The organism is Thiocapsa sp. (genome assembly GCF_022340925.1).
Taxonomy (GTDB): domain Bacteria; phylum Pseudomonadota; class Gammaproteobacteria; order Chromatiales; family Chromatiaceae; genus Thiocapsa.
In genome coordinates this window covers 15,492-34,148 of the sequence record NZ_JAJDNA010000072.1, presented here as the reverse complement: position 1 = coordinate 34,148, position 18,657 = coordinate 15,492, and the positions used below count along the sequence as shown (strand labels likewise).

Genomic DNA, 18,657 nt, shown 5'->3' with positions numbered 1-18,657 from the left:
GGAGGATCATACAGCCGCCGGCCGTCGGCCTCCAGTCTCCGGCTGACGGCGTCCGGCCGACAGCCGGCCGCATCGGTCGGGTCGCCGGCGGCACCGGCGCAGACCGGATCAGATGGCGTGACCCGGCGACCGGACTGCGCTCTGCGGGTTGATCCGGTCGTACCAAAGCCGGCATGCTCACGCTGGCGGCTGATCGCGTGGCCGCCTTGATTGCCCGAACCAAATTCCCCACATTCCCAACGACTTTACAAGAACACGGGAGTCTCCATCGTGAGAATGGACAAGCTGACCGCGAAGTTTCAAATGGCCCTGGCGGATGCGCAGAGTCTCGCCCTGGGGCGCGATCATCAGTTCATCGAGCCGGTCCACCTGATGGTCGCCCTTTTGGACCAAGAGGGCGGGACCGTGCGCCATCTGCTGACGCGCGCGGACGTCAACGTCAATCGTCTGCGCTCCGCCCTGGGTGACCTGCTCGATCGGCTCCCGACGGTGCAGGGCGTGGGCGGCGATGTCCATGTCGGCAACGACCTGGGCCGGCTCCTCAACCAGACCGACAAGCTCGCCCAGCAGCGTAACGATCAATACATCTCGTCGGAGCTCTTCGTGCTCGCGGGACTCGACGATCGCGGCGCCCTTGGCAACGCCCTGCGCGAGGCCGGTGCGAGCAAGGGCGCCATTGAGAAGGCGATCGAGGCGGTGCGTGGCGGGCAGAGCGTCGACGACCCGAATGCCGAGGAGCAGCGCCAGGCGCTCGAGAAATACACCATCGACCTGACCGAGCGAGCCGAGCAGGGCAAGCTCGACCCGGTCATCGGCCGCGACGACGAGATCCGGCGCACCATCCAGGTCCTGCAACGGCGGACCAAGAACAATCCGGTTCTGATCGGCGAGCCTGGCGTCGGGAAGACCGCCATCGTCGAGGGGCTCGCACAGCGGATCGTCAACGGTGAGGTTCCAGAGGGGCTGAAGAGCAAGCGCCTCCTCTCGCTCGACATGGCCGCGCTGATCGCGGGGGCCAAGTTCCGAGGCGAGTTCGAGGAGCGTCTGAAGGCTGTCCTGAACGACATCGGGCGTCAGGAGGGCAACATCATCCTCTTCATCGACGAGCTCCACACCATGGTGGGTGCGGGCAAGGCCGAGGGGTCGATGGACGCCGGGAACATGCTCAAGCCCGCCTTGGCGCGCGGCGAGCTCCATTGTGTCGGCGCCACAACCCTCGACGAATACCGTAAGTATGTCGAGAAGGACGCGGCTCTGGAGCGGCGCTTCCAGAAGGTCCTGGTGGACGAGCCGAACGTCGAGGATACCATCGCCATCCTGCGCGGCCTCAAGGAGCGCTATGAGGTCCATCACGCGGTGGAGATCACGGATCCGGCGATCGTCGCGGCAGCGGTCCTGTCGCACCGCTATATCTCGGATCGTCAGTTGCCGGACAAGGCGATCGATCTGGTGGACGAGGCAGCCTCGCAGATCCGCATGGAGATCGACTCCATGCCCGAGGAGATGGACAAGCTCGACCGGCGCCTGATCCAGCTCAAGATCGAGCGGGAGGCGCTCAAGAAGGAATCAGACGAGGCCTCCAGGAAACGCCTCGCCGATCTTGAGGTGCAGATCGAAAGGCTCGAGCGCGAGTTTGCCGACCTGGACGAGATCTGGAAATCCGAGAAGGCCGCCGTGCAGGGCACCGCACACATCAAGGAGGCGCTCGACCGGGCGCGTGTCGAGATGGAGACCGCGCGGCGCGCAGGCGATCTGGGCCGAATGTCCGAGCTCCAGTACGGTCGCATCCCCGAGTTGGAGAAGCAGCTCGCCGCTGCGGGGGAAGCGGAGCAGGGTGGGGAGAACCGACTCCTGCGCAACAAGGTGACGGACGAGGAGATTGCCGAGATCGTCTCCAAGTGGACCGGAATCCCGGTGTCGCGGATGCTCGAGGGTGAGCGCGACAAGCTGCTGCGCATGGAGGCAGAGATCGAGAAGCGGGTGGTCGGTCAGGCAGAGGCCGTGCGCGCGGTGAGCGATGCCATTCGCCGCTCGCGCGCGGGTTTGTCGGATCCCGGCCGTCCCATCGGCTCATTCCTCTTCCTCGGGCCGACCGGTGTGGGCAAGACCGAGCTCTGCAAGGCGTTGGCGGCCTTCCTGTTCGACACCGAGGAGGCGATGGTCCGGATCGACATGTCCGAGTTCATGGAGAAGCACTCGGTCGCCCGCCTGATCGGTGCCCCGCCGGGCTATGTCGGCTACGAGGAGGGCGGGTATCTGACCGAGGCAGTGCGGCGCCGTCCGTACAGCCTGATCCTGCTCGACGAGGTCGAGAAGGCGCATCCCGATGTCTTCAACGTGCTGCTGCAGGTTCTGGATGACGGGCGTCTGACCGACGGGCAGGGGCGCACGGTGGACTTCCGCAACACGGTTATCGTGATGACCTCCAATCTGGGCTCGGACATCATCCAGCAGCGCGCCGGTGAGGCGAACTACGCCGAGATGAAGGCCGCCGTGATGGAGATCGTGCGTGTCGCCTTTCGTCCGGAGTTCATCAATCGCCTCGACGAGATCGTGGTCTTCCACCCGCTTCAGCCGGAGCAGATCCGAGCGATCGCCCGCATTCAGATCGACTATCTGCGAAAGCGCCTGGCCGATCGCGACATGCTGCTGGAGGTCAGCGATGCCGCGCTGGATCACCTCGGTGAGGCTGGGTTCGATCCGGTCTACGGCGCGCGCCCGCTCAAGCGTGCCATTCGCGCCCAGCTCGAGAATCCGCTCGCGCAGGAGATTCTGTCCGGCAAGTTCGTGCCCGGCGATCTGATCGAGGTCGGACTGGCGGACGGTCAGCTCAGATTCGAGCGTGTGCTGCGGGGCGAGCTGGTCGATTGACCGTCGGATCGGCTGGCCCGGGGGAAATGCGCCTGTCGGCGATGTTCGGTGACAGGGCGGACCCCGCCGGTCAGTCCGAGACTTTCCGGCGGGGGTTGTGCGCCTGCGCGACTCACAGCGCCGGTCATCGGCTCTTCTCGCGTCGCTATCGGATCGCCGCGAGGGGGGGGGCCACGGTCACGTCGGGTGTTGCGGCGAGCTGCACAGTGCCGACGGGCGCGATTCGCGCCGCGACGACGGCGCTCGAGTCGGTCGGCCTGCCCGCATCCGGGTTGGTCACGACCAGGAAGGATGAGGTGAGGATCAACGCGCCGCCGACCAGCTGGGTCGAGGCCCTCCCGACGTCGATGGACGCGAGACGGTGACGAAGCCTGTCTGCCTGATCAAGCATCTGTGTCAAGTCTTGGGGTAGCGCAATTCGCATCATTGGTCTCCGTGTCAGGTGTCTCTGAAGGATCCAAGTGCGGTGACGTCGCCTCGAATGAAACTGCTCGACCCATCGGTTTTCGCCGCGTGTCTCTCAGGTTTTTTCGTCTCGGATATCCGTCCCCATCGGTGTCGATCGGGCCGGCATGGTACGGTCATCAATTGCGGATAGAATCATGAGCTTTCGCCAAACCCGGAGCCTGCTGCCATGAGCGAGGCGCTGAGAACGGTCGTCGCGCGGCAACGCATGCTGCTGCAGGCGCGCCTGGAGACCTCACTCGAGCGACTCGTCGAGGCCTGTCGGTCGGCCTGGCCGGATCGCGCGGAGCTGGAGCGGATCCTGGTGAAGGCGCTCCCGGGGCTGCCCTCGTGCAAATATCTCTACGTCCTGGATCGCGACGCGCGACAATTGACGGCGAACATCTCGCCGCAGGGCCCGCTGCCCGAGCATCTCGGCCGCGACCGCCGTGAACGTCCGTACATGACGGAGGCGCTCGCCGGCGAGCGGTTCTCGATCTCGCCCGTCTATATCAGCCGGAACGCCCGCCGGCCGTCGCTCACCGCCATCCAGCGGATCGAGGGTACGGCGGGCGGGTTGCTCGGCTTCCTCGGCGCGGACTTCGATCTCCGCGAGCTGCCCCTCACGCGCGAGCTCTACGAGCAGCCGGATCAGTGGCTCCAGCTCAAGGGCGACCCGGCGATCCGGGGCGGTCTGTTCAATCAGCAGCGGGTCGAGAGCCTCATGGACCAGCGGATCGACGAGATCCTGGACCTGATCGTCGAGCTGATCGCCGCGCACGGTGTCTTTCACGGTAAGCTGCATTTCTCCAGCTCCCGCGCCACCGTCTGGCTGGTGGACGATCCATTCCGTTTCCGGATCCTCGACTACGAGGATCTCGCCGATCCGGGCATCTGTCTCGCCTATCCGCAGCGACCCTATCCCGCGGATGCCGCCATCCCTCTGGATCGGGTCAGCGAAGTCTTTCACACCTTCAAGGCTCTGCGGTTCATGGACGAGAACATCTACCTGCGCTCGGGATCGCTCAACATCTATAACGGCATCGTCGGACTCAACTTCTCCTGCGACGGGTCGCACTACATGCGCTGGGAGGAGCTCGTGCACAAGAGCCTCGACTTCTGGCTCGGCACGGGCGAGACCTGCGCGATCTAGCGAGCCTGTCGGACAGAGGGGGATCGACGGCGCCGCTGCACCAGAGCCAAGCAGAAAAAAAGGGGCCTGGCGGCCCCTTACCCAGCGAACGTCGAATCGTCTAACCGCGTCCCGCGGCGCCCCGCTGATGCTTGCCCGGGATGGGCAATGCATCAGCCTCGCATTCGACTCGATGCTGCCTGGTCAGCATCGTCAACCGAAGGAGTCCTCGACGATGTTGGCGTACCAGCTGTGCGCGTACTGGACCTCGCGCGCCAGCGCCCAATCGGGTGCGTCCATCGGGGTCAGGCCGCCGGCGCCCTCGACCTCCGCGATCGCGCTTCCGTCCTCTGCCAGGCGGTAGACGCCGGCGACCGAGATGCCATAGTCGGTACCGACGATCGAGTAGCAGGTGTTGATGTAGGACGGGGTACCCGGCTCCTCGCCCTTTAGCAACGCGACCACGGCCGCGGCGGCGACCTTGCCCTGACTGTTCGCCGCATAGCCGGACTTGGGCATGGCGGTGGCGATACAAGCGTCGCCGATGACATGGATCCCCTCGTGGATCCTGGACTCGAAGGTCTTGACGTCGACCGGGCACCAGCCGCTGTCATCCGCGAGCCCCGCGACCTGCGCGATCTCGCCGGCGCGCTGGGGCGGAATGACGTTAATGACGTCGGCCTCGATCTCGTCGCCGAAGCTGGTCTCGACCGACAAGCTGGCGGGGTCGCAGGCGACCACGGCCGCGTCCGGGCCGGGGCGCCATTCAATGAGGGCGTCGTCCGTCCCATAGCCGTAGAGCCGCTCCCAGCCCTGCACGAAGAGGCCCTGCTTGGAGAAAGCCTGCTTGGCGTCGAGGATGATCACCTTTGACTTGGGCTTATGGGCCTTGAGGTAGTGAGCGATCTGGCTCGCCCGCTCGTAAGGCCCGGGCGGGCAGCGGAACGGGTTCGGCGGGCCGACGATGACGACCACGCCGCCGTCGTCCATGGCCTCGAGCTGCTTGCGCAGGATCGTCGTCTGCTCACCCGCCTTCCAGGCATGGGGCAGCGTCTGCGCAGCCTCTGCGCTGTAGCCCTCGATCTTGTCGTAGAGCAGCTCGATGCCCGGCGCGACGATGCAGCGATCGTAGCCGAGCTCGGTGCCCCCCGCGGTCTTGACGACCTTCTTGTCCGGATCGATGCCGGTGGCGCTGTCATGGACCACGTTGATCCCGCGCGCCTTCAGCCCGTCGTAGCCGACCTTGATGGTGTCGAAGGCGCGGTCACCCCCGATCACCTCATTGCTCATATAGCAGGTGTAATAGGTCTCGTTGGGCTCGATGATGGTGACGTCGATGCTCGCGTCGGCCATCTTGATGTACTTGGCGGCCGTGGCACCGCCGGTGCCGCCGCCGACGATCACGACCTTCTGGCTGGCGCCGAGCGCGAGGTGCGGCGCGCCGACCAGGCCGACCGCCGTCGCCGCACCGGCTACCTTCACAAAATCACGTCTGTTCAGTTTCATTTTTTCTCTCCTGCGGTGGCGTTACTGCTCGCTCGCGAAGTAGGCAAAGAGGGCGGCGATGCCGTCTTCGCCCTCTGCCTCGAGCATGTCTTCCAGCTTGCTTCTCATCTTTTTGGGGAGTGCACGACGGTCTTCGCGGAAATCCGACATCGTGAACTGGAGGTAGGGTGTCCACTGACCGGCCAGGAGGTAGTAGTCCTCTGCAGGCTCGCCGGTCTCTGCGTCGATGATGGGGGTCCCGCCTTCGGCGTGGCACTTGTCGCAATACTTCTCATGGAGCTTGGCACCTTTCTCCACCAGGGCCTCGTCATAGGACTGCTTCGCGGGAACGTACTCGAACTTGCTGAAGTGCGAGGCCATCTTTTCGAAGTCTTCGCTTGTATACCCCTTGGCGATGCGCCCCATGATGGTCGAATAGATGTTGTCGCTCTTGTAGCCCTCCATCATGTCGACGAAGACCTGGGGGTGGATCCCGAGGATGATGGGAGAGGCCGGCCCCTCGCTTTGCCCGTTCACGCCGTGACAGCCGGCACAGGTGTTTGCGAGCATCGACGCGGTGGCGTCGGCATGGGCTCCGGACGAGATGCCGAGCGCGAGCGCGCCGGCGAGTAGGGCCAATCTGGGTGATATCGTGGCCATGCTTCCTCCTAATGGTCTCAGACGTCTCGTTGAGGTTGCGGCGTTGAACGCCGGGATGCATCAAGGGGCCCTTTTCTTGTTGCGCCCCCCGCTGCATGGCTGACGCGTCCGGCGCCTTCGGTCACGCCGGTTTCGCGTCGGTTTCAGTGCTCCAGTCGCTGGGTCAGGATCTCAGCGGCCTTTCGATTGTCGCTCTGGCTTGCCAGCTCCGCCGCGGTGCGACCCTGATGATCGGTGAGCGCCGGGTTGGCTCGATACTCCAAGAGAACCTGGATCAGGTCAGTGTGATCGGTCACCACGGCCTCCATGAGCGCGGTGGTGCCGTCATCGTCCTGCAGGTTCGGGTTGCCCCCGTGCTCGAGCAGCAGCTTCGCGGCGCTCAGGTGGCCCTGGCTGGTTGCGAGGATCAACGGGGTCGCCCCCATGCCATCGCGCGCGTTGACGTCGGCGCCGAGATCGAGCAGCGCCCGAGCCACCTCCCAATGACCCTTGTCGGCCGCGATCAGCAGCGCGGTCTCGCCCTCACGGTCGCGCGACTCCAGCTCGGCCCCGCCATCCACCAGCAGATTGATCACGTCCAGCTGGCCATGCGCCGCGGCAAGCATCAACGCGGTCCGGCCTTCCCGGTCGGATGCCTTGGGATCGGCGCCGCGGAAGAGGAGCTGCTCGACCATGTCGGCGATGCCGTAGCGCGAGGCGATCATGAGTGGATTCCAGCCACTTCGTGTGCGATCGTGCACATTGGCCCCGCGCTCGATCAAGAGCGCCGAGATCCCGATATGGCCGCTCTCGGCGGCGAAGGTCAGCGGGGTGCAGGTCGCGACGGTCCGGGCATTCACATTGGCTCCCCGGGAGAGCAGCAGCGAGACCGTCTCCAGTTCGCCGGATTCCACCGCGAACATCAGCGCCGTCTTGCCGAACTCGTTGGCCGCATCGACGGGCGCGCCTTGATCGAGCAGGTCCGCAACGGTCTCGGTGTCGCCGATCATTGCGGCGAGTCGCAGATCCTTGCCGAGGTCTGCGGTCGAAGCGAGGACCGGGGCGCAAAGGATCCCGCAGAGGACGAGCCCGAGTATCCACTCGTTCGCGCGAGAACGTCGTGTCGGCAAGGCGGTGGTGCTCAATGACGGACCTCGGGTCATGCGGCGCATTCCGCGACTAGGCGTCCTCCGGATTCGGCGGCTCGATCTCCTCGGGCTCCTCCGGGAGTCGATGGGCGATCCCCTTGTGACAATCGATACAGGTGAGCCCCCGGTCCTCGGCAGCCCCGTGACGACTGCGCGCCGAACGCTCCTGCGCGGAGAGGTCCATGCTCGCAAAGGCATGACAGCTGCGGCAGGTCTGTGAATCTGTCGCCTTCATTCGATCCCAGACGCGGTTTGCCATCGTCCACCGGTGGGCCTCGAACTCCTCCGGCGTGTCGATGGTTCCGATGATCTCGTGGTAGACGTCCTTGGCCGCCAACACCTTCGCATAGAGCTTGGGGAGGAATGCCTTCGGCACATGGCAATCGGCGCACTTCGCCTGCACACCGGAGGCGTTCTTATAATGAATCGATTCCTTGTACTCCTCGTATGGCACCTGGAGGCTGTGGCACGAGACACAGAGCTCCATCCGGTTGGAGTAAGTCAAACCGCCGCTCAAGGCACCGGCGAATCCGATCCCTGCGAGAAAAACCAATGCGACGACAATCAGTGGCCGTCTGCGCGTCGACGGGCGGGACTCCGACATAGACATCCTCGTTGACAGCAACGACGGGAGGGCGTCGTGGGCCGCCGCGGCTCTTCATTCTGTATCGGCGCTGGCGGGTCTTTCGTTCTTATCTTGAGCGATGTTATGCCATCAGGGACGCGGTTGCCAAGGCGCGCAAGGGTCTGGCACCAACTCAATCGGCGTCACGGCGTGCGCCGATCCCCCGCTCTCGCGCGAAGTCGAGCATCCGCTGAATCGGCACCCGGGCACGTTCCCCGAGCTCGGGATCGACCAGGACCTCCTGATCCCCGGTGACGAGGACCCGCTCCAGGTTCTGCAAGGCGTTCATCGCCATCCAGGGGCAGTGGGCGCAGCTCTCGCAGGTCGCCCCCTCGCCGGCCGTGGGGGCGGGGATCAGGACCTTGTCGGGTGCGACCTGGTGCATCTTCCAGAAGATGCCCGCGTCGGTCGCGACGATGAACTCGCGGTTCGGAAGCTCCGCCACCGCCTTGATGAGCTGGGTGGTGGAGCCGACCACATCGGCCTGATCCACGACCTCGTCCGGTGATTCCGGGTGGACCAGGACGGCGGCATCGGGGTGGAGCCTGCGGACGCGCTCGAGGGCGAACGCCTTGAACTCCTCGTGGACGACGCATGCGCCGTCCCAGATCAGCATCTCCGCCCCGGTCATGCGTTGCACGTAATGACCGAGATGCTTGTCGGGTGCCCAGAGAATCTTGTGGCCTTGCTCGGCGAGATGGGCGACGAGGGGCAGGGCGATGCTGGAGGTCACCACCCAGTCGGACCGGGCCTTGACGGCGGCGCTGGTGTTTGCGTAGACCACCACCGTGTGATCCGGATGCGCGTCGCAAAAGGCGCTGAACTCGTCGGCCGGGCACCCCTCGTCGAGCGAGCAGGTGGCACGCAGGTCGGGCATCAGGACGCGCTTCTCCGGATTGAGGATCTTGGCGGTCTCACCCATAAACCGGACGCCGCAGACGACCAGTGTGCCGGCCGCGCTGTCCGCACCGAAGCGCGCCATCTCCAAGGAGTCCGCGACACAGCCGCCGCTCTCTTCTGCGAGCGCCTGAAGGTCGCCGTCGGTGTAATAGTGGGCGACCAGGACCGCGTCCCGGGCTTGGAGCAGCCCTTTGATCCGAGTCTTGGTCGCAGCCTTCTCGTCGTCGCTCAAGCTCGGCCACGCAGGATGCGGCGGGATCTCGAGGCCCGGTCGTGTTGGCTGGTCTGGAGTTGCGCTGGGCATCGTCTGGTCGTTAGTCGTGCAAGAATGGCTGAAACCAACCGAGGCGCGCGGCCGGGTCGGCAGCGCTCATGCCGCCGATCGTCGATGCTTTCCGAGCACCGCGGCCGCGTCGTCGGGCAGGCGCTCGGTCTGCGCCTTGGGCGGCGGCTCCTTCAGTCCTTTGGGGTTGGTGTAACGCTCGTTCAGCGTCTGGACATAGTTCTCGCAGCTCTGCAGCACCTCGTTGATCTGTGCGCGGGCCTTGGAGCCCCATCCGACCGGCGATCCGAGGATCACGGGCCGATAGAAACGGGTGTTGTTTTGGAAGGCGCTCAACAGGTTGCCCGGCGGGTTATTCAGGGCCACCTGTTTGCGCAGCCAGGGCAGCACGCTCCTGGCCGCCAGCGTGCGGACGGCGAAGTGCGCCCCCAGGGCGATCAGGATCAGGATGCCCGCGAGTCCGGCCGGCCCCCACGATAACTCGCGCGCGAGCACGGCGAGCCATTCGGGGCGATAGGAAAGCCCCTGCCAATGCCCTGCCCCGATACTCCAATTGAGGAAGAGCGCGCCGGCGAGGGCGAGCAACAGGCCGTCGGCGACCAGCGTGCGCGCCCGCCAGCGGCGCACCGCCCCCCGCAGCATGGGCGCTGTCTGCTGGGCGAAGTCGTTCGCAGTGTCGCGCAGTGCGGCGATGATGCGATAGGCGCGCTCGATCTCGACGCGTTCCATCCGCAGGAAGATCTCCCCCAGATCTTGGTCGCGCTTCTTCTCGAAGCGCTTGCGCTTGTGCTCCTCGGGGATGGTATTGGCCGCCTCCGGACTGTAGATGGTGTAGAAACGTCCGGCGGTCAGCCCGGCCTCACCGACCGCTCGCAGCCAGGCCGCAACAACGTCCTCCGGATTGTCCTCGTTGGCTGCGGTATCGAGCTGGTTCAGGATATAGAGGAATTTTCCGGAATCGGCGCGGTGGATCGTATCCACGACCAGGTGCTTCAATGTGTCGCGCATGGCACCCGGCTCGGGATGACGTGCATCGAAGAACACCAGCACCAGGTCGGAGAGATCGATCATGTGATCGGTGATGCGCAGGATGGCGGTGCGCTGGGCGTCCGCATCAAAACCGGGGGAATCGATCAGGATCTTGCCGCGCAGCCGATCACTGCGACAGGTCTTGAGCTGGAGATAGGCATCGATGCGCTTACCTTCGCCGCCGGCGACCAGCTCGATGTCGCGCGACATCTGATAGAAGGGGAAGCGCGGGTCCGAGTCGAGAGAGACGCCGGGGAGCGAATGGCTGACGGCCTCCGGGCTGTAGACGATGACGGTGAAGCGATCGTCGACCGCCTGGTTCCCGGTGCGTTGTAGCTTGTGGCCGAGAAAGTAGTTGATGAAGGTTGACTTGCCGGCCGAGAAGGTACCCAAGATCGAGATCAGAGGCCACCAGGGGATCTGCGTCGCAAAGGACTGATTCGGCTCCAGCAGGCCCATGCCGTAGGCCACGCGGTCGATCGCCCGGAAGCTCTGGACGGCATTGAGGAGGACCGGATTTTCTTGCTCCAGGTGCGACTCAAGCTCTTGCAGGCGCTGCTGGACGGCCTCGGCGGTAGACGGCATGGGTACGCTCCTCGGTCAAGGTGTCAGTTCTTCGAGCGGGGATCGCCGTCAAGGCGAGCGCCCCGCAAGTGCGGCGGCGCGCGCGTGGCCGGGGGCGAGATCGACCCCGGCAAGCGGATCCAGCACTCCATCCGGACACAGCGGGACCCGATGGTACACCGATCTCTCGCCGGAGGCATAGCCGGTCGGTCCGTAGGGTTTCCGACGACCCGCAGCGTGCCGCGCCGTCGGTCGCCGGAGTTGTCCGCGCGGAAATCCGGCGCCGGGGGTAAGCGACTCCGCCAGGCACTTGGGATTCGATGCGCGCCAGCTTGAATGTCGGGCACCGCTGAATGCATACTGCACTACTGCGCCGTCCGGACAAGTGAATGATAATGCGGCACTGTACGCGATCGATGCCCTCGTCTCCGGATGTCGCCGATCCGCAACGGATAAGCGCCGGATCCGTCCGATGAGGATGTCCGGTGACCATGGCAGGTCCGACCGCCAGTGCGCTGCTCGGACGTGCGACAGAAAACCCAGCGTTTGGTGTGCGATCCGATGCCCATACTGATTCGAAACGCCTTTCTCGCGTGCACGCTCGCCCTGACCCTAGCCGCCCCGGCCGGCCTGCCGCGTGCCGACGTCGACGAGACCTTCCTGGTGCAGCAGGCGCATGGCGCGCCCACGGTCTCGCTGGGCGGCAGCGTGGTCCCGTACAAAGAGGTGACGCTCGCCGCACAGCTTCCGGGGCGGGTGAACTATATCGCGGGCCGAGAGGGGGATACCTTCAAAGAGAAGGACCTGCTGGTGGCGATCGATGACGCTGAGCTCCTGGCCAACCGGCGGGCACTCCTCGCGCAGATGGCGAGTGCCGATGCTCAGCTGCGCAACGCGGGGGTGCAGTACTCGCGCGAGATCTTCTCGCCGCAGTCGCGCTCGGCCCCCGGGGGGATGGGCCTGCCGAATCTCTTCGATCAGATGTTCACGCGGCCGGTCGAAAGCTTCGTGGGCGACCGCGAGCGCTCGGCGGAGCGTTCAGCCGACCTCTTCGCCTCCGGGATCCAGATCCAGGAGGCCCAGAACGCCATGATGCGCCTTCAGGCGGAGCTCCAGGCGATCGATTCCAAGGTCCGAGACGCCCGCAGCATCGCTCCCTTCGACGGCGTGATCGTGCGTAAATTCGTCGAGGTGGGGGACACCGTCCAGCCCGGCCAGCCCATGCTGAACTACGCCGACGTCGAGTATCTTCAGGTCGAGGTCGACGTCCCGGCACGGCTGCGGCCGGGCCTGCGCGACGGCATGATGGTCCAGGCGGAGCTCGACCCGGACAACCGGCGCGTGCCCGTGCGGGTGGCGCAGATCTTCCCGATGGCCGATCCCCAACGCCACACCGTCAAGATCAAGTTCGACCTGCCGCAAGGTGTCTCCGAGCCCGGCATGTATGCCAAGGTCCTGGTACCGGATCTCAATGCCCCGGCGCGCGCCAACCCGGTCATCCCGAGCACCGCGGTCCGCTACAACGGCAGCCTGCCCGGGGTCTATGTCGTGAACGAGCGCGGTGAGCCGCAGCTGCGTCTGATTCGTGTCGGCGAGGAGCTCAGTGGCGGCATGGTGACGGTGCTCAGTGGGCTTCGGGCAGGGGAGCGCGTCCTGACGAATCCAGGGCCACGCGTGACCGCCGGCTGGGCGACCAGAGGTTCGCCGGGCGATCGTTAGTGACCCGTATTCCGGCGCACGGTGATCGATCGGACGGTCGCCCGCGGATTTGATGTCGCAGCGATGCGGCGACGGCCCGGTTAATCTGGATTCGACATGAGCCAAGACGTCACCTCCACCCTGCAGGACCGCGAGGATCCCGGTTACAACGAGGACAATCTCGGGGTCGCCGGCCGGACGGCTCGGTTCTTCATCCGCTCCCCGCTCTCGCCCCTTTTCTATGTCGCGATGCTCCTGATGGGCCTGCTGGGCCTGATCATGACCCCGCGTCAGGAGGACCCGCAGATCTCGGTGCCCATGATCGACATCATGGTGCAGTATCCGGGCGCATCCGCGCAGCAGGTCGCCAACATGGCCATGCAGCCGCTGGAGCGGATGATGAGCGAGATCCCGGGGGTCAAGCACGTCTACTCCGCGTCCCAGCGCGGCCAGGGGATCGTGACCGTCGAGTTCGAGGTCGGCGAGGACATGGGGCCCTCGCTCGTCAAGGTGAACGACAAGATCTCGTCGAATATGGACAAGATCCCGCCGGGGGTGTTGCCGCCTCTGGTCAAGACCAAGGGGATCGACGATGTCCCGATCGTGACCTTGACGCTGTGGTCCAGGGATCTCGATGGGGATGGAATTCCGGACGTCGATGACGGCCAGCTGCGGCTGCTCGGTCAGGATGTGCTCCAGGCTGTCAAGCAGGTCAAGGACACGGGCAATGCCTTTATCGTCGGCGGACGTCGCGAGCAGGTGACCGTGGACGTCTTGCCGGAACGGCTGTCCGGTTACCAGATCAGTCTCGATCAAGTGGCGCAGACCCTCACCAGCGCCAATGCCGAGCAAGTCGCGGGGGGGCTCGAGGCAAGCGGCGCCCGCTTCTCGGTCACGACCGGCGCCTTCCTGACCGGGGTCGAGGACATCAGTCACCTGGTCGTGGGCACCTTCAACGATCTGCCCGTCTACATGTATGACGTGGCGCGCATCTCGCAGGGTCCCGAGGATGCCTCCGAGCTGGTCTCCTACTATACCGGGCCGGCCTCGGAGATCGAGGAGGTTGCTGGCGGAAGACCCGCCGTGACCATCGCGGTCGCGAAGAAGGAGCTGACCAACGGCGTGACGGTCGCCAATGCGATCATCGACCGCGTCGAAGAGCTCAAGGGATCGCGGATCCCCGACAATGTGGAGGTCAGCGTCACGCGCAACTACGGTCAGTCGGCGGACCAGAAGGTCTCGGAGTTGATCGGCAAGCTGATCAAGGCAACCCTGTTCGTCGTGATCCTGGTCCTGCTGGCGTTCCGTGCCGTGCGCCCCGCCATCGTGGTGATGCTGGTTATCCCGGTCGTCCTCTTCATGACGGTCTTCGTCGCCTGGGTGACCAACTACACCATCGATCGGGTGAGCTTGTTTGCACTCATCTTCTCGATCGGGATCCTGGTCGACGACGCGATCGTCGTCGTGGAGAACATCTATCGGCGTTGGCTGGAGGAGGGGCGTACGGACGAGGACACGGCCGTCGACGCCGTGCGCGAGGTCGGCAACCCGACCATCCTTGCCACCTTCACGGTCATCGCCGCCCTTCTGCCGATGGGTTTCGTCAGCGGCATGATGGGGCCCTATATGGCACCGATTCCGGTCCTCGGCTCGGTGGCGATGTTCATCTCGCTGTTCGCGGCATTCGTGTTCACGCCTTATCTGGCCATCTCCAGGTGGCTGCGCCCCTCGATGCGCTACCTGGAGGCGGCCGAAAAGCGTGAGCACAAGGAGGCGGAGAACCTGGAGAAATTCTTTCGCCGGGTCCTGACGCCGTTGATCGAGGACACCGGGAAGCGTTTGATCTTCCGCCTGGCACTCTGGGGCACCTTTCTCTTCACCCTGTCCTTCTTTTACTTCAACTGGGTGGCGGTCAAGATGCTCCCGCTGGACAACAAGCCGGAGTTCTCGGTGGTCTTGGACATGCCGGAGGGCACGGCCCTGCCGGTGACCGCCAACCTGGCGCATCGAATGGCGGATAAGCTGAACACCTTGCCCGAGGTTACCGCGATTCAGCTCTATGCGGGGACCGCCCGTCCCTTCGATTTCAACGGCATGGTCCGTCATTACTACCTGCGCTCAGATCCCTGGCAAGGCGAGCTTCAGGTCCAGCTGACCGATAAGCACGACCGGGACCGGACCAGCCACGACATTGCCGTCGAGGCGCGCGAGCTTCTGGACAAGCTGGTCGAGGGGACGGGCGCCACGATCTCGGTGGTCGAGATGCCCCCCGGGCCGCCGGTGCTCCAGTCAGTCGTTGCCGAGGTCTATGGCCCGTCGCCGGAGCTGCGACGTCAGTTTGCACGCGATCTCACCGGGATCTTCGAAGAGGCCGAGAGCGCCCGCGATGTCGACAATTATCTGCGCGGCGCCTTCGATTACTGGCGTTTTAACGTCGACACCGAGAAGGCGGTGCGCCGCGGCATTTCGGTCGACACCATCAATCGGAACCTCGCGATGGCGCTGGGTGGGGCGCCGATCGGGGACATCAAGCCCCAGGCGGGTCGTCAGATCGGACACGAGCCGGTTGAAATCCTCCTCCAGGTTCCACTCGCCGAGCGCTCGCAGGTGGAACGTCTCGGTGATCTGCCGGTCCAGTCGAGCCACGGTTTCACGGTGCCGCTGCGGGAGCTCGGTGAATTCGAGCTGACGCCTGAGGAAGACATCATCTATCACAAGGACCTCCGGCCGGTCGAGTACGTGGTCTCCGACGTCGGAGGGAAGCTGGCCGCGCCCGTTTACGCCATGTTCCAGGTCCAGCGACTCCTGGAGGAGCAGGATTACACGGCCCCGGACGGGACCAAGCCGCAGGGCGAGGAAGGGGTGGAAGACGCCATCTACTGGCTGGGAGCCCCGCCTGACAGCAGTCGCCTCGCCTGGACCTGGGCCGGGGAGTGGACGGTCACTTACGAGACCTTCCGGGACATGGGCGCCGCATTCGCGGTCGCCTTGGTGCTGATCTACATCCTGGTGGTGTGGGAGTTCGGCAACTTCCGGATCCCCCTGGTCATCATGGCCCCCATCCCGCTGACCCTGCTCGGGATCATTCCGGCCCATGCCCTGATGTTCAGTCTGGGACTCGGCGGCGAGTTCACCGCCACCTCGATGATCGGTTGGATCGCGCTCGCCGGGATCATCGTGCGCAACTCGATCCTCCTGGTCGATTTCGCCATCCACGAGATTCAGAAGGGCGTGCCGGTGGCGGAGGCGATGATCCGGTCCTGTAAGATTCGCACGCGCCCCATCTTGATCACGGCCTTCGCTCTGGTTGCCGGGTCGAGCGTGATCATCACCGACCCGATCTTCCAAGGAATGGCGATCTCGCTCCTGTCCGGCGTCCTGGTCTCGACGGTTCTGACGCTGATTGTGATTCCGCTCGGTTGCGTCGCCGCAAGCGAGGACATGTGCCGGGTCGCCGCGGCCACTGCACCGCTCGGCACCAGCCTGCCCTGTCAGGCGGATGTCAAAACGGCGCAGCCGACCCGCCGCGGCGGTGAGGGCGGGGTCAGCCGGTTCTTGGGCAAGACGGTGGAGGCCTTCATCCTGGCACTTTACGCCGTGCGGGGGATCTTTCTGCTCTTGTTCGATGCGGCCAAGGATGCCCTGAAGGGTCGTTCGGCACGACCCGCGCCCGCGCGACCCGGGAAGACGGCGGTTGCCGCTTCCCCATCCGCCCGCGAGCGTCCGGCGCCGGCCGCGACTCCCGTTGCGCCCTCGCGCCCGGCACCGAGCGCGGACGACCCGGGCGTGGCATCGGGCGCTGAAAAGAGGCGTCCGGCAGCGAGGAAGACCGTGGCGAAGAAGCGTGCCGAGGCCAAGCCCGCCGCTCAGCCAAAGGCCGCGGGAGCGGCGAAAAAAACGACGCAGGGCGTGCAGAAAAAGGCGTCGCGTCGAGGAATCCGGTTGAAGATCGAAGATGAAGGCGACCCGGAGAGTCGCTAGGTGGCCGGCCGTGGCCACACGGCCAAGCCGTTCCCGGAATGATGCGCGGAAAGGAGCGGTTGGCGTTTGGGGGTCGCACAAGGGGTGGGTTCGACATCCGGCACGACGCAACTCAGCGCGGGTGCCGGGCCGGACTCGCATGGATGGATCGGATCAAAGGTTTCGCTATGACCCCTCTACTGCTCGCCGCATGGCTCCTAGCTGGTCCGGCGTCGGCAGAACCGAGCCAGGGGATGGCCCGGGACGAAGTATGGATTCAGGCACAGCGCCCGGGCTGGACGGATGACCGGGGGTACGACCGCGGTGCGCACGAGCGCCCAGGTTCGCCTCGTGGCCCTGACCCAGCGCACCCCTACCAGTACCGCGAGCCGGAGCCGCTCCCCCGGCATGGCCCACCGGCCGTCCAACCGGAGCGGGAGGCCGGTTCCACCGCGGGGACATTCGGACGATTTGGAGAGCCGTATGGGCCGCGGGCGGAGCCGGCCTGGAATCCGGACGACCGCCAGCCCCGCTTTGGGGATGAGTTGGGCGGCGTCTGGTCGGATCGGGCCTGGGGCGGACGCACCGGCAACCTCTACTCCGGGGATTCGCGTTCGGAGAGTCGAGCCGTGCCGCCTTCGTCCGAAACATGGGCTGACGGGGGCAGCGGTTCCTATCCACAATACCGCTTTCGAGGAGACCCGCAACCCGGCTCAGACCAGTGGAGCGCCCGACAGGGCGATGACGTATACCGATTCCGCCCGCTCACCGACAAGGAGCTTGAACGGCATACGCAAACCCGCGGCTGGCGTCCCTTGGGCATGGAAGACGAGGCGTGGGGAGGCCCAGCGTCTGGCCCACGCGGTCTGATGGACGCGTTGACCCCTCCACCACGCACGTATGGTTTCGAGCCGAGCCCCTGGCAGGGGCGCTGATGTTTCGCTCCCGGGCGGGGCGCCGGCTGCCTTGCCTGCTCAGGATGCGGCCGCGAACGAACGTCCCGTCCAGGCGTTGCTTGGCGCCGCCAGTGAATGGGCACGGTTCGAGGCGCAGGCTGTGTTAACGAAAGATCACCGATCGATGGGAGGATAAGACAAGATGAGAGCACAACGAGTAGCGTTAATCGGTATCGCACTGGCGACCGCGCTGGTGGCGACTGCGCGGGGGGAGATCGCCGGGGTCCAGTTCTCCGCCGACATGATCAGCCGTGGGCCGGACGGGCAAGTGGTGTCCGGTCGGATGTACGTCGGGGACGGGCGGATGCGTATGGAGATGACCCAACAGGGACGCGAAATCGTGCGCATCAGCGACCAGAACCGTCGCATGGAGTGGATCCTCTTCCCAGACCAGCAGAGCTATATCGAGCAGGGGGGGTCGGAGGGGCAGGGTGGCGGCGATGCCCCGGCCCCGTTGCCCTCGGCCGAGTCGGACCCTTGCGCCGGTATGCCGGGCATGAGCTGCCGACGCCTCGGTCAGGAAGATGTCAGCGGGCGTCCCGCCGTCAAATGGGAGATGGTGATGACCCATGAGGGGAAGACGCTGAAGGGCGTGCAGTGGATCGACGCCGAGCGCGGACTTCCATTGAAACATGAGATGCCTAACGGGGAGACCATGGAGCTGAAGCTCGTCGGCAATGAGAGCATCGAGGGTCGGCAGGTCGAGAAATGGGAGATGACGACGACCCTTCCCAACGAGCAGCCGAGTCGGACCTTTCAGTGGTACGACCCTCAACTCAAGCTGTCGGTGCGAGAAGAGTTTCCAGGCGGTTACGTTCGAGAGCTCAAGTCGATCCGGATCGCTGAGCAGCCTGACCATCTGTTTACCGTTCCCGCAGGCTACACCCGTATGGAGATGCCGAGCCCCGAACAGTGACCGTTTG

General features: G+C 65.2%; 12 protein-coding genes. 5 read left to right on the top strand and 7 right to left on the bottom strand.

The annotated features are described in order from the left end of the window. The first annotated feature begins 270 nt into the window (after positions 1–270). A complete protein-coding gene (clpB, locus tag LJE61_RS09085) occupies positions 271–2,871 on the top strand; it encodes an ATP-dependent chaperone ClpB (protein ID WP_367114916.1) in 2,601 nt (866 codons plus the stop codon). A 145-nt stretch (positions 2,872–3,016) separates the two neighbouring features. Here the strand turns inward: clpB and LJE61_RS09080 are convergent, their stop codons facing one another. Then, positions 3,017–3,262, bottom strand: a complete 246-nt coding sequence (locus LJE61_RS09080) for a hypothetical protein (RefSeq protein ID WP_296918195.1) — start codon at positions 3,260–3,262, stop codon at positions 3,017–3,019. A gap of 243 nt (positions 3,263–3,505) precedes the next feature. On the opposite strand from LJE61_RS09080, the gene LJE61_RS09075 reads away from it, so the two are divergent. Next, on the top strand, positions 3,506–4,468 hold the full coding sequence (locus tag LJE61_RS09075) for a PDC sensor domain-containing protein (RefSeq protein ID WP_296918193.1): 963 nt from the start codon (positions 3,506–3,508) through the stop codon (positions 4,466–4,468). Between the two features lie 192 nt (positions 4,469–4,660). Here LJE61_RS09075 and LJE61_RS09070 read toward each other — a convergent pair whose 3' ends face one another. From LJE61_RS09070 to LJE61_RS09045, 6 genes are all read right to left on the bottom strand, one after another. Next, positions 4,661–5,953: an FCSD flavin-binding domain-containing protein gene (locus LJE61_RS09070; protein WP_296910596.1), complete on the bottom strand. Its 1,293-nt coding sequence runs from the start codon at positions 5,951–5,953 to the stop codon at positions 4,661–4,663. Positions 5,954–5,974: 21 nt separating this feature from the next. Beyond that, positions 5,975–6,592 (bottom strand): c-type cytochrome, encoded by a 618-nt coding sequence (locus tag LJE61_RS09065; RefSeq protein WP_296910599.1) that lies wholly within the window; start codon positions 6,590–6,592, stop codon positions 5,975–5,977. A gap of 143 nt (positions 6,593–6,735) precedes the next feature. Beyond that, the gene (locus tag LJE61_RS09060; protein WP_296918191.1) at positions 6,736–7,734 is read right to left on the bottom strand and encodes an ankyrin repeat domain-containing protein; all 999 of its coding nucleotides are present in this window, start codon (positions 7,732–7,734) and stop codon (positions 6,736–6,738) included. A 16-nt stretch (positions 7,735–7,750) separates the two neighbouring features. Further along, positions 7,751–8,323 carry a NapC/NirT family cytochrome c gene (locus LJE61_RS09055; protein ID WP_296910603.1) on the bottom strand — a complete coding sequence of 191 codons (573 nt, stop codon included), beginning with the start codon at positions 8,321–8,323 and terminating at the stop codon, positions 7,751–7,753. Positions 8,324–8,477: 154 nt separating this feature from the next. After that, the gene (gene nadA / locus LJE61_RS09050) at positions 8,478–9,548 is read right to left on the bottom strand and encodes a quinolinate synthase NadA (RefSeq protein ID WP_296910605.1); all 1,071 of its coding nucleotides are present in this window, start codon (positions 9,546–9,548) and stop codon (positions 8,478–8,480) included. 66 nt (positions 9,549–9,614) lie between these two features. Further along, positions 9,615–11,141, bottom strand: a complete 1,527-nt coding sequence (locus LJE61_RS09045) for a dynamin family protein (RefSeq protein ID WP_296910607.1) — start codon at positions 11,139–11,141, stop codon at positions 9,615–9,617. 540 nt (positions 11,142–11,681) lie between these two features. Between LJE61_RS09045 and LJE61_RS09040 the strand changes: the two genes are divergently transcribed. From LJE61_RS09040 to LJE61_RS09030, 3 genes are all read left to right on the top strand, one after another. After that, positions 11,682–12,839, top strand: coding sequence for an efflux RND transporter periplasmic adaptor subunit (locus tag LJE61_RS09040; protein WP_296910609.1), 1,158 nt, complete (start codon positions 11,682–11,684; stop codon positions 12,837–12,839). A gap of 96 nt (positions 12,840–12,935) precedes the next feature. Further along, entirely contained in the window at positions 12,936–16,799 is a 3,864-nt protein-coding gene (locus LJE61_RS09035) for an efflux RND transporter permease subunit (protein ID WP_296918189.1), read from the top strand. Positions 16,800–17,876: 1,077 nt separating this feature from the next. Continuing rightward, entirely contained in the window at positions 17,877–18,650 is a 774-nt protein-coding gene (locus LJE61_RS09030; protein WP_296910613.1) for a hypothetical protein, read from the top strand. The last annotated feature ends 7 nt before the right edge of the window (positions 18,651–18,657 follow it).

Excerpts from the sequence above, each read along its gene's own strand:
- LJE61_RS09080 (WP_296918195.1), bottom strand. The coding sequence starts at position 3,262 with ATGCTTGATCAGGCAGACAGGCTTCGTCACCGTCTCGCGTCCATCGAC.
- LJE61_RS09070 (WP_296910596.1), bottom strand. The coding sequence starts at position 5,953 with ATGAAACTGAACAGACGTGATTTTGTGAAGGTAGCCGGTGCGGCGACG.
- LJE61_RS09065 (WP_296910599.1), bottom strand. The coding sequence starts at position 6,592 with ATGGCCACGATATCACCCAGATTGGCCCTACTCGCCGGCGCGCTCGCG.
- LJE61_RS09045 (WP_296910607.1), bottom strand. The coding sequence starts at position 11,141 with ATGCCGTCTACCGCCGAGGCCGTCCAGCAGCGCCTGCAAGAGCTTGAG.
- LJE61_RS09075 (WP_296918193.1), top strand. The coding sequence starts at position 3,506 with ATGAGCGAGGCGCTGAGAACGGTCGTCGCGCGGCAACGCATGCTGCTG.
- LJE61_RS09030 (WP_296910613.1), top strand. The coding sequence starts at position 17,877 with ATGAGAGCACAACGAGTAGCGTTAATCGGTATCGCACTGGCGACCGCG.
- LJE61_RS09060 (WP_296918191.1), bottom strand. The coding sequence starts at position 7,734 with ATGACCCGAGGTCCGTCATTGAGCACCACCGCCTTGCCGACACGACGT.
- LJE61_RS09035 (WP_296918189.1), top strand. The coding sequence starts at position 12,936 with ATGAGCCAAGACGTCACCTCCACCCTGCAGGACCGCGAGGATCCCGGT.
- nadA (WP_296910605.1), bottom strand. The coding sequence starts at position 9,548 with ATGCCCAGCGCAACTCCAGACCAGCCAACACGACCGGGCCTCGAGATC.
- LJE61_RS09055 (WP_296910603.1), bottom strand. The coding sequence starts at position 8,323 with ATGTCGGAGTCCCGCCCGTCGACGCGCAGACGGCCACTGATTGTCGTC.
- LJE61_RS09040 (WP_296910609.1), top strand. The coding sequence starts at position 11,682 with ATGCCCATACTGATTCGAAACGCCTTTCTCGCGTGCACGCTCGCCCTG.